This window comes from Rhodococcus sp. MPR-R1B (assembly GCF_058793255.1).
Genome location: NZ_JBXAFO010000009.1, coordinates 185,132 through 206,537, shown reverse-complemented (window position 1 = coordinate 206,537; position 21,406 = coordinate 185,132). Strand labels below are relative to the sequence as shown.

General features: G+C 63.5%; 23 protein-coding genes. 6 read left to right on the top strand and 17 right to left on the bottom strand.

Translation table 11 applies throughout. The annotated features are described in order from the left end of the window. Positions 1-80: 80 nt before the first annotated feature. Positions 81-698: a TetR/AcrR family transcriptional regulator gene (locus tag AC1Q61_RS15365; protein WP_030537064.1), complete on the top strand. Its 618-nt coding sequence runs from the start codon at positions 81-83 to the stop codon at positions 696-698. On the opposite strand, the gene hisF is transcribed toward AC1Q61_RS15365, so the two are convergent. The 11 genes from hisF to AC1Q61_RS15310 form a co-directional block, all read right to left on the bottom strand. Continuing rightward, entirely contained in the window at positions 695-1,468 is a 774-nt protein-coding gene (gene hisF / locus AC1Q61_RS15360; protein ID WP_003942380.1) for an imidazole glycerol phosphate synthase subunit HisF, read from the bottom strand. The genes AC1Q61_RS15365 and hisF overlap by 4 nt on opposite strands. Next, entirely contained in the window at positions 1,465-2,298 is an 834-nt protein-coding gene (locus tag AC1Q61_RS15355) for an inositol monophosphatase family protein (RefSeq protein WP_003942414.1), read from the bottom strand. The genes hisF and AC1Q61_RS15355 overlap by 4 nt, the downstream gene beginning before the upstream one ends. 9 nt (positions 2,299-2,307) lie before the next feature. After that, positions 2,308-3,042, bottom strand: a complete 735-nt coding sequence (priA, locus tag AC1Q61_RS15350) for a bifunctional 1-(5-phosphoribosyl)-5-((5-phosphoribosylamino)methylideneamino)imidazole-4-carboxamide isomerase/phosphoribosylanthranilate isomerase PriA (protein WP_042923078.1) — start codon at positions 3,040-3,042, stop codon at positions 2,308-2,310. Positions 3,043-3,061: 19 nt separating this feature from the next. Further along, a complete protein-coding gene (locus AC1Q61_RS15345; protein WP_042449550.1) occupies positions 3,062-3,313 on the bottom strand; it encodes a hypothetical protein in 252 nt (83 codons plus the stop codon). Continuing rightward, a complete protein-coding gene (gene hisH / locus AC1Q61_RS15340; protein ID WP_003942389.1) occupies positions 3,310-3,945 on the bottom strand; it encodes an imidazole glycerol phosphate synthase subunit HisH in 636 nt (211 codons plus the stop codon). Before hisH ends, AC1Q61_RS15345 begins: the two co-directional genes overlap by 4 nt. Positions 3,946-3,954: 9 nt before the next feature. Next, positions 3,955-5,076: an MFS transporter gene (locus tag AC1Q61_RS15335; protein WP_492650928.1), complete on the bottom strand. Its 1,122-nt coding sequence runs from the start codon at positions 5,074-5,076 to the stop codon at positions 3,955-3,957. 68 nt (positions 5,077-5,144) lie between these two features. Continuing rightward, a complete protein-coding gene (locus tag AC1Q61_RS15330) occupies positions 5,145-5,294 on the bottom strand; it encodes a hypothetical protein (RefSeq protein ID WP_007732248.1) in 150 nt (49 codons plus the stop codon). Further along, positions 5,291-5,905, bottom strand: coding sequence for an imidazoleglycerol-phosphate dehydratase HisB (gene hisB, locus AC1Q61_RS15325; protein WP_003942383.1), 615 nt, complete (start codon positions 5,903-5,905; stop codon positions 5,291-5,293). Before hisB ends, AC1Q61_RS15330 begins: the two co-directional genes overlap by 4 nt. Continuing rightward, positions 5,902-7,044 carry a histidinol-phosphate transaminase gene (locus AC1Q61_RS15320; RefSeq protein WP_042923083.1) on the bottom strand — a complete coding sequence of 381 codons (1,143 nt, stop codon included), beginning with the start codon at positions 7,042-7,044 and terminating at the stop codon, positions 5,902-5,904. The genes hisB and AC1Q61_RS15320 overlap by 4 nt, the downstream gene beginning before the upstream one ends. Beyond that, the gene (gene hisD, locus AC1Q61_RS15315; RefSeq protein WP_007732254.1) at positions 7,041-8,363 is read right to left on the bottom strand and encodes a histidinol dehydrogenase; all 1,323 of its coding nucleotides are present in this window, start codon (positions 8,361-8,363) and stop codon (positions 7,041-7,043) included. The genes AC1Q61_RS15320 and hisD overlap by 4 nt, the downstream gene beginning before the upstream one ends. A gap of 153 nt (positions 8,364-8,516) precedes the next feature. After that, complete coding sequence (locus AC1Q61_RS15310) at positions 8,517-8,999, bottom strand: hypothetical protein (protein ID WP_225320046.1); 483 nt, start codon at positions 8,997-8,999, stop codon at positions 8,517-8,519. A gap of 132 nt (positions 9,000-9,131) precedes the next feature. On the opposite strand from AC1Q61_RS15310, the gene AC1Q61_RS15305 reads away from it, so the two are divergent. The 3 genes from AC1Q61_RS15305 to AC1Q61_RS15295 all read left to right on the top strand — a co-directional run bounded on the left by AC1Q61_RS15305 (position 9,132) and on the right by AC1Q61_RS15295 (position 14,276). Beyond that, positions 9,132-12,386, top strand: coding sequence for an arabinosyltransferase domain-containing protein (locus tag AC1Q61_RS15305; RefSeq protein WP_215515948.1), 3,255 nt, complete (start codon positions 9,132-9,134; stop codon positions 12,384-12,386). Between the two features lie 140 nt (positions 12,387-12,526). Beyond that, positions 12,527-13,780, top strand: coding sequence for a glycoside hydrolase family 1 protein (locus AC1Q61_RS15300; protein WP_082239003.1), 1,254 nt, complete (start codon positions 12,527-12,529; stop codon positions 13,778-13,780). Positions 13,781-13,826: 46 nt separating this feature from the next. Next, positions 13,827-14,276 carry a DUF8021 domain-containing protein gene (locus AC1Q61_RS15295; RefSeq protein ID WP_007732260.1) on the top strand — a complete coding sequence of 150 codons (450 nt, stop codon included), beginning with the start codon at positions 13,827-13,829 and terminating at the stop codon, positions 14,274-14,276. Here AC1Q61_RS15295 and AC1Q61_RS15290 read toward each other — a convergent pair. Next, positions 14,254-15,057 carry an AraC family transcriptional regulator gene (locus AC1Q61_RS15290; RefSeq protein ID WP_042923086.1) on the bottom strand — a complete coding sequence of 268 codons (804 nt, stop codon included), beginning with the start codon at positions 15,055-15,057 and terminating at the stop codon, positions 14,254-14,256. The two genes, AC1Q61_RS15295 and AC1Q61_RS15290, sit on opposite strands and share 23 nt — an antisense overlap. Positions 15,058-15,149: 92 nt before the next feature. On the opposite strand from AC1Q61_RS15290, the gene AC1Q61_RS15285 reads away from it, so the two are divergent. Beyond that, positions 15,150-15,953, top strand: a complete 804-nt coding sequence (locus AC1Q61_RS15285; protein ID WP_228232677.1) for a sulfite exporter TauE/SafE family protein — start codon at positions 15,150-15,152, stop codon at positions 15,951-15,953. Here AC1Q61_RS15285 and AC1Q61_RS15280 read toward each other — a convergent pair. Together AC1Q61_RS15280 and AC1Q61_RS15275 are read right to left on the bottom strand one after the other, a co-directional pair. Further along, complete coding sequence (locus AC1Q61_RS15280; RefSeq protein ID WP_050655344.1) at positions 15,950-16,555, bottom strand: dihydrofolate reductase family protein; 606 nt, start codon at positions 16,553-16,555, stop codon at positions 15,950-15,952. The two genes, AC1Q61_RS15285 and AC1Q61_RS15280, sit on opposite strands and share 4 nt — an antisense overlap. Next, complete coding sequence (locus AC1Q61_RS15275; RefSeq protein ID WP_003942413.1) at positions 16,549-17,205, bottom strand: nitroreductase family protein; 657 nt, start codon at positions 17,203-17,205, stop codon at positions 16,549-16,551. Before AC1Q61_RS15275 ends, AC1Q61_RS15280 begins: the two co-directional genes overlap by 7 nt. A gap of 110 nt (positions 17,206-17,315) precedes the next feature. On the opposite strand from AC1Q61_RS15275, the gene AC1Q61_RS15270 reads away from it, so the two are divergent. After that, positions 17,316-17,945, top strand: coding sequence for a LysE family transporter (locus AC1Q61_RS15270; protein ID WP_037130153.1), 630 nt, complete (start codon positions 17,316-17,318; stop codon positions 17,943-17,945). Positions 17,946-17,966: 21 nt separating this feature from the next. Here the strand turns inward: AC1Q61_RS15270 and AC1Q61_RS15265 are convergent, their stop codons facing one another. Genes AC1Q61_RS15265 through AC1Q61_RS15255 form a run of 3 tightly spaced genes read right to left on the bottom strand, consistent with a single transcriptional unit; the run spans position 17,967 to position 21,363 of the window. Further along, complete coding sequence (locus AC1Q61_RS15265; protein ID WP_030537075.1) at positions 17,967-18,638, bottom strand: DUF1345 domain-containing protein; 672 nt, start codon at positions 18,636-18,638, stop codon at positions 17,967-17,969. A 53-nt stretch (positions 18,639-18,691) separates the two neighbouring features. After that, positions 18,692-20,011 (bottom strand): lipase family protein, encoded by a 1,320-nt coding sequence (locus AC1Q61_RS15260; protein WP_042925070.1) that lies wholly within the window; start codon positions 20,009-20,011, stop codon positions 18,692-18,694. A 20-nt stretch (positions 20,012-20,031) separates the two neighbouring features. Further along, on the bottom strand, positions 20,032-21,363 hold the full coding sequence (locus AC1Q61_RS15255; protein WP_042925073.1) for an SAM-dependent methyltransferase: 1,332 nt from the start codon (positions 21,361-21,363) through the stop codon (positions 20,032-20,034). Positions 21,364-21,406: the final 43 nt, after the last annotated feature.

Here is a 21,406-nt window from a genome sequence, read left to right as displayed (position 1 = left end):
ACATCAGAAAAACTGCACATCAGAAACTGACACGTCATTCCGTTATTGAGAACGGTATCATTCCTGATGTGACGAAGGCCATGACCAGAGCGGAACGAAAAAAGGCGGAATTGCGCCGCGAGATCATCGACGCATCATTCGAGTGCTTCGCCCAGCGCGGCTATCACGCAACCGGAATTGCCGACATCGCAACAACTCTCGGAATCGGCCACGGGACCTTCTACCGGTACTTCGAGAACAAGCGCGACATCATCGATCACGTCATCGACGACCTCGTCGCAAAGATCATCAGCGCACTGGCCACCGAGAATGCTCCCGACGCCGCCAGCACACTGGACGAGTACCGCGCCCAAGTGGGACGGATCGCCGAGGCGCTCCCCCGCATCTTCTTCGACGACCCCCGCATCCCGCGGGTTCTGCTGTTCGAGACGACGGGCGTCGACGCCGATCTGACGGGCCGGATGCTCGATCTACTCGACCAGTCGGCATCGTTGACCGCGGCGTACCTGCACCACGGAGTCGAATGCGGCTATCTACGCGCCGACCTCGATGTCGACAACACTGCCCACGCCGTCAACGGCATGATGCTGGCAAGTGCGATTCAAGGATTGCGAGCCGGTTCGTCCGTCGACTGCACGGCGTTGAACCAAGCCATCAGCCGCCTCATGTTCGACGGAATCCGCGCCGAGAACGCCTAGCGAACGACGATTCCCTCGGCACGCATCGCATCCTTGACCTCCGGGATGCTCAGATCGCCGAAGTGGAAGACACTTGCTGCGAGAACTGCGTCTGCGCCCGCTTCGACAGCCGGGGCAAAGTGCTCGACCAGGCCGGCACCGCCACTGGCGATCACCGGTACGTGGACTGCCGCCCGGACAGCGCGGATCATCAGAAGGTCGAAGCCCGCTTTGGTGCCGTCGGCATCCATCGAGTTGAGCAGGATCTCCCCCACTCCCAACTCTGCACCACGCTCGGCCCACTCGACAGCGTCGATCCCGGTGCCGCGCTTGCCCCCGTGCGTCGTGACCTCCCACCCCGACGGTGTGTCCGGCTGCCCCTGGGGAACGGTGCGGGCATCGACCGAGAGGACGATGCACTGCGAGCCGAAACGCTCACTCAGTTCCTTCAGCAGTTCCGGGCGCGCAATCGCCGCGGTGTTCACGCTGACCTTGTCGGCACCGGCACGCAGCAGACGATCGACATCCGCGACCGTGCGCACTCCACCGCCGACGGTCAGAGGAATGAAAACCTGCTCGGCAGTGCGACTTACGACGTCGAGCATCGTGCCGCGATCCGACGTGGAGGCGGTCACGTCCAGGAAGGTCAGTTCGTCGGCGCCCTGAGCGTCGTACGCTGCCGCGAGTTCCACCGGATCTCCGGCGTCGCGAAGATTCTCGAAATTGACACCCTTGACCACTCGCCCGGCGTCGACGTCGAGGCACGGAATCACACGAACTGCGAGGGTCATGACTGTGGTCCTCCTGAGGACGAAGCGCGCGGATCACCGAGCGCGTTGAGGATATCGAGAATCTCACCGTGGATGCCCGGAGCGGCAGCGAGCACCGACTCCGATTCTACGGTCCACGGGCGGCCGGCCAGGTCGGTGACCACCCCGCCCGCACCGCGAACGAGCGCGACCCCGGCCGCGTTGTCCCACGCGTTGCGGCCGTAGACGATCGCACCGCCCAGGATGCCGGCCGCGGTGAAGGCCAGATCGACTCCGGTTGAACCGTGTATCCGGATCCGCGAGGACACCTTGCTGATCTCGGCGAGGAGGTCGAGACGGAAACTGCCGGGGATCCGCCCTCGACTGTTGACGTTGAGCGCACCCAAGCCGACGATCGACGACGCCAGATCGGTTGGCTCCAGCGGCGGTACGGCGATTCCATTGACCAACAACGGACCGCCGGCGCGAGTCGCGTACGTGTGACCGATCAATGGAAGCCAGGTCAATCCGAGCACCGGGACACCGTCGTCGAGAAGCGCCAACAACGTTCCGGCAGTGGGCAATCCGGCCGAGTAGTTGAAAGTACCGTCAACGGGGTCGAGAACCCAGACGAGCCCGGAACCGACGTCGGGACCGCCGAATTCCTCGCCGTGCACCTCGATGCCGGTCTGCTCGAACAACTCCGCGGTCAACCGCTTCTCGAGCGCAAGATCGACCTCGGTGGCAAAATCACCCCAGCCCTTGCGGACCGCACTCGGGGCGCCGACACCGGAGACGAACTGATCGTGGACGCCGTCGAGAAGCCGACCCGCAATCGCGAGAAGTTCGTCGAGGTCACGCGTCGGAGTCATCTGGAAAATCTATCCGGAAACTGCTGCCAGTGCTTCGGGGAGAGTGAAGCGACCGGCATACAATGCCTTGCCCACGATCGCGCCCTCGACACCCTGATCAACCAGGCTGGAAATGGCGAGTAGATCCTCGATGGTCGACACACCACCGGAGGCGACGACGTGCGCGTCGGTGACCGCGCAGACCTGGCTGAGAAGTTCGAGATTGGGACCGGTGAGTGTGCCGTCCTTGGAGACGTCGGTGACGACGTAACGAGTGCAGCCGTCACGGTCCAGACGCGCGAGGGTCTCCCACAGATCGCCGCCGTCGGTGACCCAGCCGCGACCACGGGTGCGGTACCGACCGTCGACGAGACGAACATCGAGGCCGACAGCGATCTTGTCGCCGTACTTGGCCAATGCACGCGCACACCACTCGGGATCCTCGATAGCGGCAGTACCGAGATTCACGCGAGCACAGCCGGTGGCCAGTGCGGCTTCCAGGGAAGCGTCGTCGCGGATTCCACCGGACAGTTCCACCTTGACCGTCAGGTCGCCGATGACGCCGGCCAACAGTTCACTGTTGGACCCACGCCCGAAAGCAGCGTCGAGGTCGACAAGATGCACCCATTCGGCACCGTCGTTCTGCCACGCAAGAGCAGCGTCGCGGGGCGACCCGTAACCGGTCTCACTTCCCGCCTCTCCTTGCACGAGGCGAACAGCTTCACCGTTGACGACATCTACAGCAGGCAAAAGGACCAGGCTCACGTGCGGTAACCCTAGTAGGTCAGGACCTCGAACCGTCTTCCGGGTCACCGAACGCTTTTCGGGTCATCCGCTTGGATACGACGCCCATTGCCGCAATCGCAGCGACGACCCCCACGAGACCGATCACGAGGCCGACGCCCGGCGATGGTTTGAGAACAACGATGACGACGGTTGCGACCGCCAGCGCAGCCACAGCGGCGCCGAGCGAGAACAACGCCAGACGGGCGAGGGAGAAATCGTCACCGCGGTTCGGTCCGGATCCCCCGGTCACAAACTCTGCACCCAGTTGCTCAGCAACTCGGCGCCTGCGTCACCGGATTTCTCGGGGTGGAACTGCGTTGCCGACAACGCACCGTTCTCGACGGCAGCGAGGAACTTTCCGCCGTGATCGGCCCATGTCAGCTTCGGGGGTGCAATGTGCTCGGACGGCGCGAGCTCCCAACTCTGCACACCGTAGGAATGGACGAAGTAGAAGCGGGTATCGGCGTCTATGCCCTTGAACAGGGTGCTGGACTCCGGCGCCTCCACGGTGTTCCAGCCCATGTGCGGCAAAACCTCTGCTTGGAGCCTCTCGACGGTGCCGGGCCATTCGCCACAGCCCTCCGCCTCGACACCGAATTCGACTCCCCGGTCGAACAGAATCTGCATGCCGACGCAGATGCCCAGCACCGGTCGGCCACCGGCCAGGCGTCTGCCGATGATTCGGTCACCCTGCACTGCACGCAGACCTTCCATGCAGGCCGCGAACGCGCCGACGCCGGGCACCACGAGACCGTCGGCCGCCAGTGCAACCTTCATGTCGTTGGTCACCTCCACCTGCGCCCCGGTGCGCGCCAGTGCGCGAGTGGCCGAATGCAGGTTGCCGGAGCCGTAATCGAGTACAGCAATCGTGGAAGCGCTCATGCCCCAACTCTATCGGGCAACCCTGCTGCCGATCACTTTGCCGCCTGCGGCCAGTGCCGGGAGGAGCGCGACAACTACCGCGGAGACCGCGAAGACCCACGCATAGCCGGCAGTCGTGGCCACGAATCCCAACGCCAGTGCACCGATTCCGGTGCCGGCGTCGTAGCCGATGTTCCAGATCGCGCTGGCGGATCCGAGTTGCCTCGGGCCGGCAGCCTGAAACGCCATGACCAAGGATTCGTTCTGCACCGCCCCGAACCCGAGCCCGAAAAGGACCGCCGCGCAGAACAAGACCGGCGTCGACCCGCCGTCGACGTTGATCGCGAACAGCACCAATCCGATGGTCGACGACGCCAATGCCGGCGCGAGTGTCCGACCACTGCCGAGACGATCGGCGATCAGTCCCGCCGAGTACCGGCCGACCAACATCGACCCACTGGCGGTCGCCAACACCACTCCAGCAACGGCCGCACGCTCCGAGATTGCGATCGGCAGTAGAGACGACAATCCGCCGAACGAGGCGGACACACACGCCAGAGCGAGCACCGGAACCAAGACGGCGAACACACTCAGTCGAACGGATTCCCCGGTCGGCTGGGCGAAGATCTTCGGCAACCCGGCAATGGCCACCAGCGCGAGCGCCGGGATCAGCGCACCGAGAACGAACACCGGTGTTGCCGACCACCGTTCCATGATCGCAAGCCCCAGCGGAAGCCCCGCCATTTGTGACGCTGCGATCGCGATTCCCTGGGCACCGGTGGCACGGCCCAGAATTCGTTTGGGCGCCAACTCGGCCACGAGCGCGCTGCCTGCGACCGTCAGCATGCCGAAACCGATTCCTCGCACCGCGGAAACCGCCAGGACGGGGCCGGCGTCGGCCGAGATCAACAGCACCAACGACGGTGGACCGAGGAGCAGACACCCGACCGCCAGCACGCGCCGGTAGCCCTGCGTCCGCAACAACCGAGGCACGAGCAGTTGCGTCAAGACCGTGGCCGCCATGAAGACACCGGTCACCGATCCGGCAAGCGCATCCGATCCGCCGGACTGCGCAGCCAGCAACGGCACCACCGGCAACAGCAACGACCAGCCACCGAAAGCTGCTGCCGCCATGATCAGGACACCGATCATGCCCGGAGTGCGAAGCAACCCCGGCGATGGAGCAGGATCTTGCGTCTCAGACACAGTCACTTTTCGCGTCACAGACGCAGTGCGCCCGCTACCGCCGCCAGAACCGCCAACGCCAGAAGGATTCCCGACGCAAGCTTGTTGACCTTGAACATCGAGTAGGCGCCGCCCACGGCAATACCCGCGCCGATGAACAGCAGATAGGTGAAGAGGACGCTCACAGTGTGCCCTTCGTCGACGGCACGCCACTCACGCGCGGATCCGGCTCGACCGCCTCACGCAGAGCGCGCGCAACGGCCTTGTACTCGGCTTCGGTGATGTGATGCTGATCGCGGCCGTACAGAACCCGAACGTGCAGTGCGATACGTGCATTCAATGCGATCGACTCGAACACGTGGCGGTTGATCACCGCGTGATACGGAACGCCCGGGTACCCGCCGATGACGGAATGCACCATGTAGTCGGGCTCACCGGTGTGCACGCAGTACGGGCGACCGGAGACGTCGACCGACGCGTGCGCCAGCGTTTCGTCCATCGGGATGAAAGCGTCGCCGAAACGACGGATGCCCTTCTTGTCGCCGAGAGCCTGGCCGAGCGCCTGGCCGAAAACGATCGCGGTGTCCTCGACGGTGTGGTGAGCGTCGATCTCGACGTCACCCTTCGCCTTGACGTCGAGATCGAAGCTGGCGTGCGTACCCAGGGCGTTGAGCATGTGGTCGAAGAACGGAACGCCGGTGGAGACGTCGACGATGCCGGTCCCGTCCAGATTCAGTTCGACGACGATGCTTGATTCCCGAGTTGTTCGTTCGATCCGCGCGATGCGATCGCTCATGCCGTCTCTCCTGAATTCGTGTCGACCAGCTGGGTGCCTGCGATTTCGTCACTGGCCTTGATGAACGCGTCGTTCTCGGCTTCGAGTCCCACGGTGGCCCGCAGGTATCCGGGGATGCCGATGTCGCGGATGAGAACCCCGCGGTCGAGGTATTCCTTCCACGCCTGTGCACTGTCGGTGAACTGACCGAACAAGATGAAGTTCGCGTCACTGGGAATCACTCGGAAACCGTTGTCCGCCAGCGCCTTCGACACTCGATCGCGCTCGGCGGACAAGGCGTGCACACTGCCGAGGGTCTCGTCGGCGTGACGCAGGGCGGCACGTGCCGCCGCTTGCGTGACCACCGAGAGGTGATACGGCAAGCGCACCAACAACAGTGCGTCGATGAACGCGGGAGCGGCGGCGAGGTAGCCGAGTCGGCCACCGGCAAACGCGAAAGCCTTGCTCATGGTGCGGGTCACAACCAGCTTGGCTGGGAACTCCTCGATCAGCGTCATCGCGCTGGGGGCAGCGGAGAACTCCGCGTACGCCTCGTCGACGATCACGATGCCCGGCGCCACGTCGAGGATGCGTCGCAGTTCCGCAATGCCGACGCTGTGTCCGGTCGGGTTGTTGGGGCTGGTCACGAACACGACGTCGGGTCGACGTTCCGCAATCACGGTGACGGCAGCATCCACGTCGAGTGCGAAGTCGTCCCGACGGAAGACCTCGACCCACTCGGTATCGGTACCGTCGGCGATGATCGGGTGCATCGAGTACGAAGGCACAAAACCCATCGCGCTACGTCCCGGACCTGCGAACGCCTGAAGAAGTTGCTGCAGAATCTCGTTCGATCCGTTTGCCGCCCACAGATTGTCGACGGTGACCGGTACACCTGTCTGCTTCGCCAGGTACGCCGCCAGATCCGTCCGCAATGCGACAGCGTCACGGTCGGGGTAGCGGTGCAGTTCCTTCGCGGCTTCGCGCACGGATTCGGCCACATCGTCGATGAGCGCCTGGGTCGGCGGATGCGGGTTCTCGTTCGTGTTGAGCTGAACCGGAACCGTCAACTGCGGTGCGCCGTACGCCGACTTTCCACGCAGGTTCTCGCGAATCGGAAGGGCGTCGACCGAAATCGACTCTCCAGGAGCACTACTCATCGCAGAGCCTCGAATCGCAGACGCACAGCCTCGCCGTGAGCCGGCAGGTCCTCCGCATTGGCCAGCGTGATGACGTGTCCGGCAACGTCTTTCAGTGCAGACTCGGAGTAGTCGATCACGTGGATTCCACGAAGGAACGTCTGCACACTCAGACCGGAGGAGTGGCGTGCACACCCGGCCGTCGGCAGAACGTGGTTGGAGCCGGCGCAGTAGTCGCCGAGACTGACCGGCGCCCACGGGCCGACGAACACGGCACCAGCGCTGGTGACCTGAGCTGCCACCCCCGTTGCATCCTCGGTCTGGATCTCGAGGTGCTCTGCCGCATACGCATTGACGACGCGCAGACCAGCGGAAACATCAGAAACGAGCACCGTGCCCGACTGGCTGCCGGTCAGCGCCGTGGTGACGCGCTCGCGATGCTTGGTGATCTCGAGCTGCGCAGCCAGAGCCTTGTCGACCGCGTCGGCCAAGTCGACGCTGGTCGTGACAAGAACGCTGGCGGCCATCACGTCGTGCTCGGCCTGGCTGATGAGATCGGCGGCAACGTGGACCGGGTCAGCGGTGTGGTCGGCGAGGATCGCGATCTCGGTGGGACCGGCTTCCGCGTCGATGCCGACCAGTCCGCGGCACAGACGCTTGGCGGCAGTGACATAGATGTTGCCGGGACCGGTGATGAGGTCGACCGGGACAAGCTCGGTTCCATCGGTGTCGGTTCCGCCGTAGGTAAGGAGGGCGACGCCCTGCCCGCCGCCGACGGCCCACACCTCGTCGACGCCGAGCATGGCTGCGGCGGCAAGAATGGTCGGGTGCGGCAATCCGCCGAAGTCGGCTTGGGGCGGCGAGGCGACAACAAGCGACCCGACGCCGGCCGTCTGAGCCGGCACGACGTTCATGACAACGCTCGACGGGTACACGGCATTGCCGCCGGGTACGTACAGCCCGACGCGCTCGACCGGAACCCAACGCTCGGTGACCGTGCCGCCCGGAACGACCTCGGTGACGGTGTCCTTGCGACGCTGATCGGCGTGCACCTTGCGGGTGCGCTCGATCGCAACCTCGAGTGCTTCCTTGACTGCGGGGTCGAGTTCACGAAGTGCGCGCTCGAGCTCGGCTGCGGGTACACGAACCGAAGCCGGACGAACGCCGTCGAACTTCTCGCCGAACTCGAGGGCGGCTTCTGCCCCGCGATCACGAACAGCTTCGACCATCGGGCGAACCTGATGCAGCACCGCGTCCACATCCACTCCACCTCGGGGAAGCGCGGCGCGAAGTTCGGCCGTGGATGGGGTACGACCACGCAGGTCGGTGCGGGCAAGCATGAGAGTTCCTCTCGTACGCAAACGGGGTGCCTGTGCAAGCGGCAGCAAACCGGTCCGGCATCACAGGCCCTGAACAGCGCGCCTGAAACACAGAACTGACGTCAATTATCCAGGATAGGCGCACCCCATTTTTCACCGGTCCACCTGCAACGCTCACTGCAGGTCCGGCGCCCGCCGCCGGGCGAGTTCGATCAGCTCGTCCCTTCGAGGTGTTGCCACCGAGATTTCACGCCCGTCATGCAGACGAAAGCGGACCCCGTCGCCGGGAGATGCGAGAATTACCCGCATACCTGGGCCGGTCATTCGATAACCGATTCCGGAGCCCATCCCGATATGTACTGCAGTGGCAGACACAACTTCGTCCCACCGAAATACCTGACGCAGCCCCGGAGACAGCGCGATCGACACTCGTTCGACGTCTGTGGTGATGATCACGCGCACCTTCCACATGTACGCGGCCAACCCGAAGGACAGGACCGCGGACAACACGGCGCCGACGTAGCCCGCCGAGTCGCGATCCACGATTGCCGCGAACCCGCAGACAATTACCAGGACAATTCCGAGGACGACGCAGAATGCGGCCGCCGACCGCCGCAGTAGTGGGCTCAGCGGAATGGACTCGTGAAATTCGTGCACAGCACCCCCGCCTCGATCGCCGACAACCCCACCCCGAGGAATGACACCGGGAACACGACCATCCCATTACTCGCGCTTTTATAACAAACACGTCACGCACAGATAGGGTCCAAAGTCGTGACAGACAGTGACGTGGCCACGACCGCACCTCCGGCCTTGCCGACCCCCGAGCGATCCAGCGGACCGAACCGAGCACGGATCGTTGCGATTGTCGCATCCATCCTCGGCATAGTTTTGTGCGGCTCGATACCGTTCCTGCCGATCGAACAGGACACCGCCGCCGTCAACTGGCCGCAGGCCGAGTCGACGACAAGCGTCGAGGCGCCATTGGTCTCGTACACACCGTTGCGCATGGAGGCATCGATTCCGTGCGCGTCGATCAGTGAGTTGGCCGCCACCGGAGGAACGCTCGTCTCGACTGCTCCCCCGGGTGCCGCCGATGCGCGCCGCTACGGATTTGTTGCCACTGTCTCCCCCGAATCCTCCGACGCTCCCGCTCGGGTCGACGTTGTCCTGCGCGATCGAGTGTTGCTCTCGACACCCGTCGCTGATCTGCCGAGTGGATGCGCACTCACGCTCGCCGCCGAGCCGACCCGAACCACCTTCAGTGCCACCGGTTCCGAACCGCGCGTCATCGAGGGCGACAGCCGGCCACAGGTAGTCGGCGTCTTCAGCGACCTCGATTCGGCGGCAGCCGGTTTGAACGTCTCGATCGAGGCGGACTCACGCTTCACGTCGAGCCCGTCGGTGATCAAGACTCTCGCCATGATTCTCGGTGCACTCACGGCTGTCGTGTCCCTCTTCGCGCTGCACCGCCTCGACAACCGCGACGGCCGGGGCACACGCAAATTTCTGCCCGCCCGATGGTGGAAGTTCACCGTCCTCGACGGCGTCGTCGTCGGAACGCTGGTGCTGTGGCACTTCATCGGCGCTACCACCACCGACGACGGCTACCAGTTCACGATGGCAAGAGCCTCCGAGCAATCGGGCTACATGTCCAACTACTTCCGGTGGTTCGCGGTCCCCGAAACCCCGTTCGGAACGCCGTATTACAACATCCTCGGACTCCTGGCCCACGTCAGCACCGCAAGCCCCTGGGTCCGTCTGCCTGCTCTGTTGGCAGGCATCATCACCTGGCTCGTCATCAGCCGGGAGGTTGCGCCTCGGCTGGGCGCCGCCATTCGCGGAAATCGACTCGCCCTCTGGACCGGCGCGCTTGTCTTCCTCGCATTCTGGCTTCCGTTCAACAACGGACTGCGCCCCGAACCGATCGTTGCCCTCGGCGTGCTGCTGACCTGGTGCTCGATCGAACGCGCCGTCGCGACGAGACGACTTCTGCCGGTCGCAGTCGCGATCCTGATCGCCGGATTCACCTTGACTGCCGGCCCTTCCGGCCTCATCTGCTTTGCCGCACTCATCGCCGGAATACGCCCGATCATGCGCATCATCATCGAACGTGCGCGCACCACCGGTTACGTCGCGGCTGTCGGGCCACTGCTAGCTGCCGGACTCTCGATTCTCATCCCCGCGTTCGGCGATCAAAGTCTGGCCGCCGTCATCGAGATGCAACGCGTCCACTCGATCTCACCGAATCAGCCCTGGTTCGACGAGTACCTCCGCTATCAGTACCTCTTCAACATCTCCGTCGACGGTTCCCTGACTCGCAGATTCGGTGTGTTCGTCATGGTTCTGTGCCTTGGCGTCTGCACCGCGATGATGCTGCGCAAGGGGGGCCGGATTCCCGGTTTGGCCGCCGGCCCGTCACGCCGCGTCGTGGGGCTGACGATCGGCGCACTGCCACTGCTGATGTTCTCGCCGACCAAGTGGACGCACCACTTCGGAATCTTTGCCGGACTCACCGCCGTTCTGGCGATGATGACGGCCGTCGCCGTGGGAACGAAACTCCTGCGCTCGCCGCGCAATCGTGCCCTCTTCGCGGCGGCCGTCCTGTTCCTCCTCGCGGTGGCATTCACCGGCAGCAACAGCTACTACTACGTGTCCAGCTACAGCGTTCCGTGGTGGGACAAGCCTGTGTCCATCAGCGGACTCGGCGCGAGCACCGTCCTCCTCGGGCTGACGGTGCTGATGCTCGGCGTCGCCGCGTGGTACTTCTTCCGTGAGCCGTACACCGCGGGGAAGGAACCGTCCGCGAAGCACGCTCGACTGCTTGCCATCTCGCCACTGACGGTTGCCGCAGGTGCCATGGTCCTCTTCGAGGTGCTGTCCATGGCCAAGGGCGCGGTCACCCAGTACCCGGCCTATTCGGTGGGCCGTGCAAACGTCGACGCCGTTCTCGGCCAACACTGCGGTCTCGCCAACGACGTTCTGCTCGAGACCGATCCGAACGCCTCGATGCTGACGCCCCTCTCGGGCAGCGTCGCCACAGGACTGTCCGCCGGTGGGGCTACGGGATTCGATCCGAATGGCGTCGCCTCCGACCTTCGAGCAGACAAGGAAGCCACGGCTACCGGCGGCGCGAACACCGTCGACACCTCCGAGGACACCGCCGGCAACTCGGCCGGAACCGGCGGTGGCGCCGGACAGACCGGAGTCAACGGCAGTTCGGTCGCGTTGCCGTTCGGTCTCGACCCGGCGACAACACCCGTCATGGGTAGTTACGGTCAGCCCTCCCCCGGCACTCTGACCAGTGACTGGTACCAACTCCCCGACGTGGGCGAGAACGCCACACGTGGCGACATCATCTCGATTGCCGCGGCTGGTCGTGTTCGGTCCGTCGACAAGGACGGAATCGTCACCTACGGCCAGAACGTCGAGGTCGAGTACGGCACAGCGCGTGGCGTCGACGATGCCGAAACAGACGCTGTCGAAACACTCGGAAAGATCGCGCCCCTCGACATCGGCCCGGCGCCGTCATGGCGGAACCTGCGTGTGCCGTTGGATCAGATTCCCGTCGAAGCCAACAGCATTCGACTGGTCGTCAGCGACTACGACAGCAAGCCCGACCAATGGGTGGCCGTCACCCCGCCGCGGGTTCCGAAGACCCAGAAGCTCAACGACGTCGTCGGTTCACAGGCGCCCGTCATGCTGGATTGGGCTGTCGGACTGGCATTCCCATGCCAACGCCCCTTCGATCATCGGGTCGGTATCGCCGAGGTCCCCGAGTATCGGATCCTTCCCGACCATTCCGGCGCGCTCGTGACCAGTGCCTGGCAGGACCACTACGGCGGTGGACCGTTGGGGTGGATCGATCTGCTCCTGACCGCGCAGACCATTCCGTCGTATCTCGACAACGACTGGGCTCGCGACTGGGGTTCGATCGAGAAGTACACACCGATCGATCCGAGTGCAGTACCTGCCCAGGTCGACGAAACGACCGTTCAGCGCTCCGGGACGTGGAACCCGGGATCGATGACCATGGTTTTCTGAGCGGAATTTCTGAGCGGCTGGGTCACTGAGTGACACGGTCCAGCCGCGGGCGGATCGGACGAAACGCCTGCGACTGGACACTTGTATGACTTAGTCTCCCAGGCATGGGAGCCCTGTCACGGTCTATCGCGCCTGCGCTGATGGCACTGACGTGCCTGCTCGGGGCGCTGACCCTTCCCGCTCACGCCTCGGCTGAGGTACCGGATGACTTCCTCTGGGGCGTTGCCACCTCCGGATTCCAATCGGAAGGTTCGTCGCCGGACAGCAACTGGTCTCGATACTCCGATTCCGGACGAACCCACGACAAGATCGGTGACTCGGTCGACTTCCGTCATCGCTACGCCGAGGACATCGACCGGGCGGCCGATCTGGGATCGAAGGTTTTCCGATTCGGCGTCGAGTGGGCGCGAGTTCAGCCCGCCGCCGGGAGCTGGAACGAGACCGAATTCGCCTACTACGACGACGTGGTAGCTCACATCCGCGCGCGGGGCATGACTCCGATGATCACGCTCGACCACTGGGTGTATCCGGGATGGGTTGTCGATCAAGGCGGCTGGACAAATCCGAAGACGGAAGCCGATTGGCTCGTCAACGCAGAGAAGGTAGTCGAGCGGTACTCCGGAATCGGGGCGCTGTGGATCACGATCAACGAGCCGACTGTGTACGTTCAGCGCGAATTGACCTACGGCGGAATCGCACTCACCCAGGCGCCGTCGATGTTCGACTCATTGGTCCGAGTCCACCGGGCGATCTACGACCGCATCCATGTTCTCGATCCCGGTGCCCGTGTAAGCAGTAATTTCTCCTTCATTCCCGGCGTGTCCGAGGCGATCGATTCGGTATTCACGGATCGAGTGCGCGACAAGCTCGACTTTCTCGGCATCGACTACTACTACGGTGTGGCCCTGAACAATCCGACTGCCGCGTACGCCGCACTCGACGAGTTCTACAACGTCACGCCGCAGCCCGAAGGCCTGTACGACGCATTGATGCGGTACTCGGGCAAGTACCCGGAACTCCCCCTCTACATCGTCGAGAACGGCATGCCCACCGACAACGGAGCGCCGCGTGCCGACGGATACACACGCGCGAATCACTTACGCGATCACATCTATTGGATGGAACGCGCCCGAGAAGACGGTGCCGACGTGATCGGCTACAACTACTGGTCCATCACCGACAACTACGAATGGGGTTCGTACCGACCTCGATTCGGCCTCTACACGGTCGATGTTCTCGGCGATCCCACTGCGGCGCGAATCCCGACCGACGGCGTCGACGCCTACCGCCGGATCATTCACGAGAACGGCGTCGGGGCCGACTACGTGCCCGTCATGGCCCCGGCTTTCTGCTCGCTCGTCGATCCTCCCCGCAGCTGTACGGCTACTCGATGAGGGCCGTTTTCCGAAATTCCTCCACTCCTCGTCGTTAGGATGTCCCATGCGAACACTGCGAAATATCGCCGGAACTGCCGCTGCCACCGCTGTCCTGATCCTGGTTGCCGGAGGCGCTGCGACGGCAGCCCCGAACCCGGCCGATTCACCCCGCGAGGCGCAAGCACGCGCCTACATCGACGCCCTCGTCTCCCATGACGTCTCCGATGTTCATTTCGCCCCGGATGCGACCCGCGTCGAAGCCGGACTCAAGACGGGGTTCTCCGGACCACAGATGTCCGCCGACCTCGAAAACGGCATCCAATACCGCGTTATCCAGGGCGTCCGAGACCTCGAGATGTCGGAGGCCGGGGACATCGTCTCGACCACCTACCTGCTGGACGCGGGAATCGGCGGCACTCGCCTCATGACCGTGGAGATTCGTGAAACCTTCGAAGTCCGTGACGGTCTCATCCACGACGTCGTCGCCGACATCATCCCGGTGTCTGTGTCGTGACGCGCGCCCGATAGCTACTGGGCGGTGCACCCGAGACTCGGGTGCACATCGCCGCGAAGGCAGCCGGCGTCGAGTATCCGAGTTCAGACGCAACGGCCGTCACACTGGCCCCGGCAGAAAGTTTCGGAAGCGCGTGAAGAATGCAGGCACGCTGCATCCACGACGACGCGCTCATCCCCGTTTCCGAGATCAGCAAGCGGTGCAGTGTTCGTTCACTGACGTGGAGTCGGTCAGCCCACCGCGTGGGCGAGTCATGGATCGACGGGGCTGCGAGATACTGCGCGCACAACGCCCGCAATCCCGGGTGCCGAGGCAGCGGGAGTTCCACAGGTAGGGGCGCAAGATCGCGAAGTTCGTGCAGGATCAGCTGAAGTACCGCGGCGCCGCGTCCGTGTGCGGGGAAGTCGTCCTCCACATTCAGCTCGACATCCACGTCGACTGCAGCGACAAGTAGCTCACGCAGGAGCGACGATACTGCGACGACTCGGCACCTGACCGGGAACCACGGCGCTGCGGACGATTCGATGTAGAGGCTTCGCGTGCTGACGCCGTCCATTGTCACGGCATGAGCGACACCGGCGGGAATCATGACCGCATTGGACGGCAGAACCGTCCACTCACCGTCTTCGGTTTCGACGTTCATCGCACCGTTCACAGCGAAGAGAAACTGGGCTCGCCGATGTTCGTGGGCCGCCAGCACGTGACCGGGTGGGTAGTCGGTTCCGATTGCGAGAACACCGCGGGGTGAGTGATCGACGTCGTTGATCGAGATGTTGCGCACCGGAGGAACCTACCGAGTCCGTGTCCGATTTACAATGGAGCGTGGCGAACCTTCGAATGTGCGCCAACGGAGAAATCGCTACCGTTCATCAAGTGCTTCACTACTCCCTCATCCTTCTCGCTTTCGGCGCCCTGACCGGAGTCACCACCGTTCTTTTCGGATTCGGTGGCGGGTTCGTCACTGTCCCAGTCGTTTACGCTGCATCGACGCTGAGGCCGGACGTCATCGATCCGATGCATGTCGCCGTCGCATCCTCGGCGGCCGTGATGGTGGTCAATTCACTCGGTGCCACAGTCGCATTCAGGAAGTCAGGACGGCTTCGGACGGAGTACATCAGACCTCTGATCGGCCCCGTCGCACTCGGAGCCGGGCTCGGAGCGGTTGCGGCGGGCCACGTAGACGACGGCGTCGTCCGGATTCTGTTTGTGCTCTACCTGCTGGTGACAATCCTGGACAGTCTTCTGCGACAAGGGTTTCTGACACCACCTGAACCTCGCGAACATCTTGACCGTCACGGCGTCCGCGCTGTCGGGATAGGCATCGGTGCCGTCGCAAGTTTCCTCGGAGTCGGCGGGAGCGTCATGACGGTTCCGATGATGCGACGCGGCGGAGTTCCGATGGCCGACGCCGCCGCGAGCGCCAACCCGTTGAGCTTGCCTGTCGCCGTCGTCGCGACTGCGGTGTATGCGGTCTCATCAGGGCACAGTTCAGCCTCGGATCTGTCGGCGGGCAGAGTCGGCGCTGTCGACCTTCTGGCCGTCTGTGCACTACTCGCCGGTTCCCTACCGGCGATCGCGCTGAGCCGACGAATCGTCGGTGCCATACCGGACCGAGTCCATGCCGCCGCCTACATCGCTCTACTCGGCGTCGTCACGGCAGTGATGGTGATTGCTTAGCGAACGGCGTATCGCAGATAGATGACGCCGCCGTCGAAGGTTTTCTCCTCGAGCAGTTGCAGATCAAGCCGGCTTTCCGGGAGAGCTCGCAATCCGCCACCGATACTGACCGGACACAGGAACAGTCTGACTTCATCGACCAAACCCGCCGCGAAAGCACTAACCGCAACCGTCGGTCCACCGATCGAGATATCTTGTACCGCTTCACTCTCGAGCAAACGGATGGAGTCTTCATCGAAGCTCGGGACAATCCTGGTACGTGCGGTCGACACCTCGTTCAGCGTCGTGGAGTACACGATCTTGTCGATTCCACGCCAGATCTGAGCGAACTCGGCGGTCGCCGCCTCGATACCGGCAAACTCGTCCGGAGCCGAAAGTCCTCCTGCCACCGAAGAACGCTCGAGATCCTCGGATGCCATTGTTTCCCAGGGAATCATCGTCTCGTACATCCGGCGCCCGAGCAGGTACGTGCCGACTCCCCTCTCGAGCTCGTTGACGAACGCATGGACCTGCGCGTCGGGAACCGCCCAGTCGAAGTTTCCTTGCTCATCAGCCACATACCCGTCGATCGAGCAGATCGCCGAGTAGATCAGGCTCACCATCGGTCCACGTGCAGCACGTTGTCGACCGGTTCACGGGCGGCGGGTTTGAACGTCTCGCCGGTGAAGTACGCCGTCGGGATGAGCGCAGCCTGATGGAATCCGGCCGGAATACCCAGCAGCTCGGCAACTTCCGCTTCACGCTGCAAATGCAATGTCGTCCACGCCGTACCGAGCCCACGTGCCCGCGCGGCCAGCGCGTAACTCCACGCAGCCGGGAGTAGCGAACCCCACAGGCCGGCTTGGTTCCCCTCCGGCAGCGTCTTGCCCGCCTTGATACACGGAATGAGAAGGACCGGCACCTCACCCATGTGCTCACCGAGCCACGCGACGCTGGTGCCCACGCGCTGTTGGATCGGCGCGCGATCGGGATCATCGGCGAAGAGTTTTGCCGCCGAACCGTGAGAGGCAAGGTACTCGTCGGTCACTTCCTTGTAGATCTGCCCGACTGCTGCACGCAGTGCCGGATCGGTCACCACCATCCACTGCCAGCCCTGGCGATTCGAACCGGAGGGCGCTTGCAGGGCGATCTGGAGGCATTCCTTCACCAGGTCCAACGGCACGGGACGGGTCAGATCCAGACGCTTTCGAACGGTCCGCGTTGTGGTCAGCAATTCGTCGGGTGTCAGGTCGAGTACGGGATACGACGTCATCTCCCGATCATTGCACTGTCGCGAGCAGTGAGCAGGACTGTCCGTCTACACTTTTCTGATCCCGTGCGTGCTCGTTGTCGGGAGTATTTCCCGATCAAAGGACTTTCGACATGAGTTGGCACGTCTGGTTGGCGTTCTTCGGAGCAAGTTGGGTGATCAGCCTGTCGCCGGGGGCCGGCGCCATTGCGTCGATGTCGTCGGGACTTGCCTACGGCTTGCGACGCGGATACTGGAACATCTTCGGGCTGCAGTTGGGATTGTTGCTGCAGATCGGAATTGTCGCGGCGGGGGTCGGTGCAATTCTCGCCAGTTCGACCGTGGCCTTTTCCTTGATCAAGTGGTTCGGTGTCGCATACCTCGTCTACCTGGGGATCAGGCAGTGGCGATCGGCGCCCACCGAGGTGGAGACCGACGAGGCAGCCGCGAGCAGTTCCGGTCCGATGATGATGCTTCGCGGATTTCTCGTGAACGCGAGCAATCCGAAGGCCGTCGTTTTCATGCTCGCAGTGCTCCCGCAGTTCCTGGACCCGTCGGCGCCGCTGCTGCCGCAGTATCTGATCATCGCCGCCACGATGTGCGCAGTCGACGTGATCGTGATGACCGGATACACCGGCCTGGCCGCCCGGGTGCTCACCTTGATGCGCTCCCCCAAACAGCAGCGAACCACCAATCGAGTGTTCGCCGGCCTGTTCTTCGGAGCCGCCGGCTTCCTCTCGAGCATCGGGCGTGCAGCGGCTTGATCGGTCACACGGCTCGAGAGATCACAGGCCCGCAATCAAGTTGACGACGGACGCCACGATCACCGAACCGAACAGGTACGACAGCAATGCGTGGCCGAGTGCCATCGCGCGCATGTCCGACGACTTCAAGTTGGTGTCGGAAATCGCGAAGCTCATCCCGACCGTGTACGCCACGTAGGCGAAATCGCTGTACCTCGGCGGTTCTTCCTGATTGAAATCGATTCCGCCGTCGGGGCCGGAGTAGTACAGCCGTGCATATCCGAGGGCGAAGAGCGTGTGGACCGCCAGCCACGAGATCACGACGCTGCCGACTGCAACCGATGCCGCCACTACTTGGTAGTGATGTCCGTCGGGTGCCGCCAGGAGCAAGAACGCGATACCGACCAGGCTCGCGACGGCGGCACCGAGAATCAGCAGGTGCGCGACGTTTCGGGCCGGCTCTTCGCGCGTTGCGTGGCTTGCGGTGAGCGTCGCGTCGAAGGGCCAGACCAGAATCCACGTCCACACCGTGAACACCATCGCCGCCACATCCCAGCCGATCAGAAACGCGAATCGGGGATAGCCGACCAACGCCGTGACGACACCGGCGGCCACACCGAGCAGCAGACCCGTCGACACTCTCAGCGCCGGCCCGGCACCCAGGGCGCTCCGTGGAACCGGGTTGATCGGAAGGTCGTGCGGTCGATCGTTCACGGGCTCAGTCAACCACTGTTAGAAGTGAGACGGTGGTTACGTGACACGGCGACTCAGGCGTTGCACGCACCGACTATCGGCTTGCCGTTGAATCTGTCCAGCACGTACTGCAATCCGACGCCGAAATCCGCTACGGCCGGCGCGAGGTGGTTGTTGCCGCTCCCCGGATTCACCGCAGGCAAAGTGTCGGTGAACAACGTCGCCTCGGCCCCGCGCGCGCACCAGTCCTGAACCAGGCGCCGGGTTTGCTCGTACGGGATGAAATCGTCGTTGAGCGCTCCGTTGACCAGAATCGGCGAGGCCGGGGTTCGCCACCCGATGCGTTGTTCCTCGATCACCTGTTGGATCTCCGGTACCGATTCCACCACGTCGGCGAGTGGTCGTCCGTCTGTGGTCCACGACGCCGTCGACTGCTTCCCGTACTTGGTTCGGGAATCGATGAGGCATTGCCCGGCGACGTCGGCGAGCACGGACCGGCCGTAGTCGTTGAGTCGAGATTCGATCGGCTCTCGGGCGGCGGGATAGCGGTCGAGGACGCCGTTGATCGTGTAACCGATCGCGGCCATCAGGCCGGTACCGTCGATATGACGCAGAACGCTTGCCAGGTCTGCCGGGGGCGCGCTCGCGTAACTCCCGACCAGATTCAACTCAGGCGCGTATTCGGGTGCCAGTTCGGTTGCAGCGGCAGTGGCGCCGCCGCCCTGCGAATGGCCCCACAGCGCTATCGGATCGTCCTCTCCTGCCTGCGCGAGGGCTCGGGCAGCGCGTGCACCGTCCAACATCGCATGGGCTTCCTCGGCGCGATTGACGTAGGTATGGACGCCGGGTGTTCCGAGTCCGATGTAGTCGGTGACGAATACACGAACGCCCTGGGTGAGGAAAGCGAAAGCAAAAGCTGACTCGTAGTTGACACCGACACTGTCCACACCGGCACCGTAGTTCGACGGATTCCCGGGTTCCGCCAGGCGGAGCTGACCGGCAGTGGGAAACATCCTCGACGGCGCGCACTGATCACCTTGGCCCTGCGTACCCGGACCGATCACCACCGTCGGGCGGGGGCCCGCTCCTGACCACGGGGCAGCCGGCTCCAGGTACGAGCCCGACACAGCAACCTTGGATCCGTGGGTGTCGGTACTCGAATACAGGATCCGGGTCCCCACACCAGGCACTCCGCCGACGGCACCGGCCAGAGCCAGCGGTTCCGTCCGAATCACCGAACCCGGATCACCGACGTCGCCCGGAATCGCATCGTAGAAATCGTTCACAGGTTCGGCGTTCGACATCGGTGTGAACAACAGCGAGGTCGGCAACAGCGCTGATACCGCAACGGCCGAAATCGTCAGTGCCGCGAGGACAACCTTCCGGGTGCTCATGGAAATCCAACGTATAGGCCTCAGTCGACGCGCGGACCGGTTTCGATCTGCGGGACTTCAATCGATCGATACCAGTTGTCACGCGAGCGGGCCATGCCGCTGGCCCCCCGATCCCCTGGTTTCACGGCCAGAACCTGATGAATCGTAAGCCTGTGCGGCTCCTCGAAACCCAGGGCACTGGCAGCGAGATACAGCAACCAGGTACGCACCCGGGGAGCACCGACCTGTAAGACCGATGCGTCCCAGTTCTCACGAAGGTTCTGGACCCATGCGCGCAGTGTCAGTGCGTAATGCTCGCGCAACGCTTCGCTGTCACGCGTCTCGAAACCCGAAAGTTCCAGCGCATCAATGGTTTTACTCAAAGGAAGGATCTCACCGTCCGGGAAGATGTACCTGTCGATGAAGCTGGGACCGTCATCGACGTTGTCCGACAACGACTTCACCGCGGCGATGGCATGATTGAGCAGACGACCCTGCGGCACGAGCAGGTCGTAGAGTTTTGCCGTGTACACCGGCAAATTGACCAGGCCCACGTGCTCGGACATGCCGATGCTCGAAATCGCGTCGTAAGGGCCGTCGTCGACGTCGCGGTAGTCCTGCACCCGAATCTCGATGCGATCGGTCAAACCCGCGTCGGCAACTCGCCCCTTGGCGTATTCGACCTGCTCGTTGCTCAGCGAGACTCCGACGACGTCGACGCCGTAGTTCTGGGCGGCGTGTAATGCCATCGATCCCCAACCGCAGCCGACGTCGAGCAGTCGCATTCCCGGCTTCAGATCGAGCTTGCGGCAAATCAAGTCCAGCTTCGCGTACTGAGCAGCTTCGAGGGATTCGACACCTTCCGGCCAGTATCCGCACGAATAAACCATGCTCGGCCCGAGGAGCAGTTCGTAGAAGCGATTCCCGACGTCGTAGTGATGGGAGACAGTCGCCGAATCGCGTGATCTACTGTGCCGCTTGCCTCGCTTACTACGCATCTCGATCGCCGGGGGTGACGGTGGTGGACCCACCGCTCCCAAGCCGGCGAAAGTACCGGCGGCGCGAACAATCGAGCGCAGCGGCAACGTCGACAAACGTGACTCACCGAGCCGCGTGACCAGTTCCGGGACGTCGAGGAGCGCGAAGATGTCGCCGTCTACGTCCAGATCGCCGGAAACGTACGCCCTCGCCAGCCCTAATTCGTTGGGAGAGTAGAGGACCCGCCGTAGGGCACGCCGATTCCGGAAGTGAACCTGTGCGGCGGCGTCCGGTGGCCCTGCCTCCGAACCGTCCCAACATCGCACGCGAACCGGAAGCGGAACCCCGATCACTTCCTCGAACACCGTCAAAATCTTGGCCGCGGCACCAGTCACTGATCAACCCTCCGACAAAAGATGGTTAGCCGATGACAGAAAA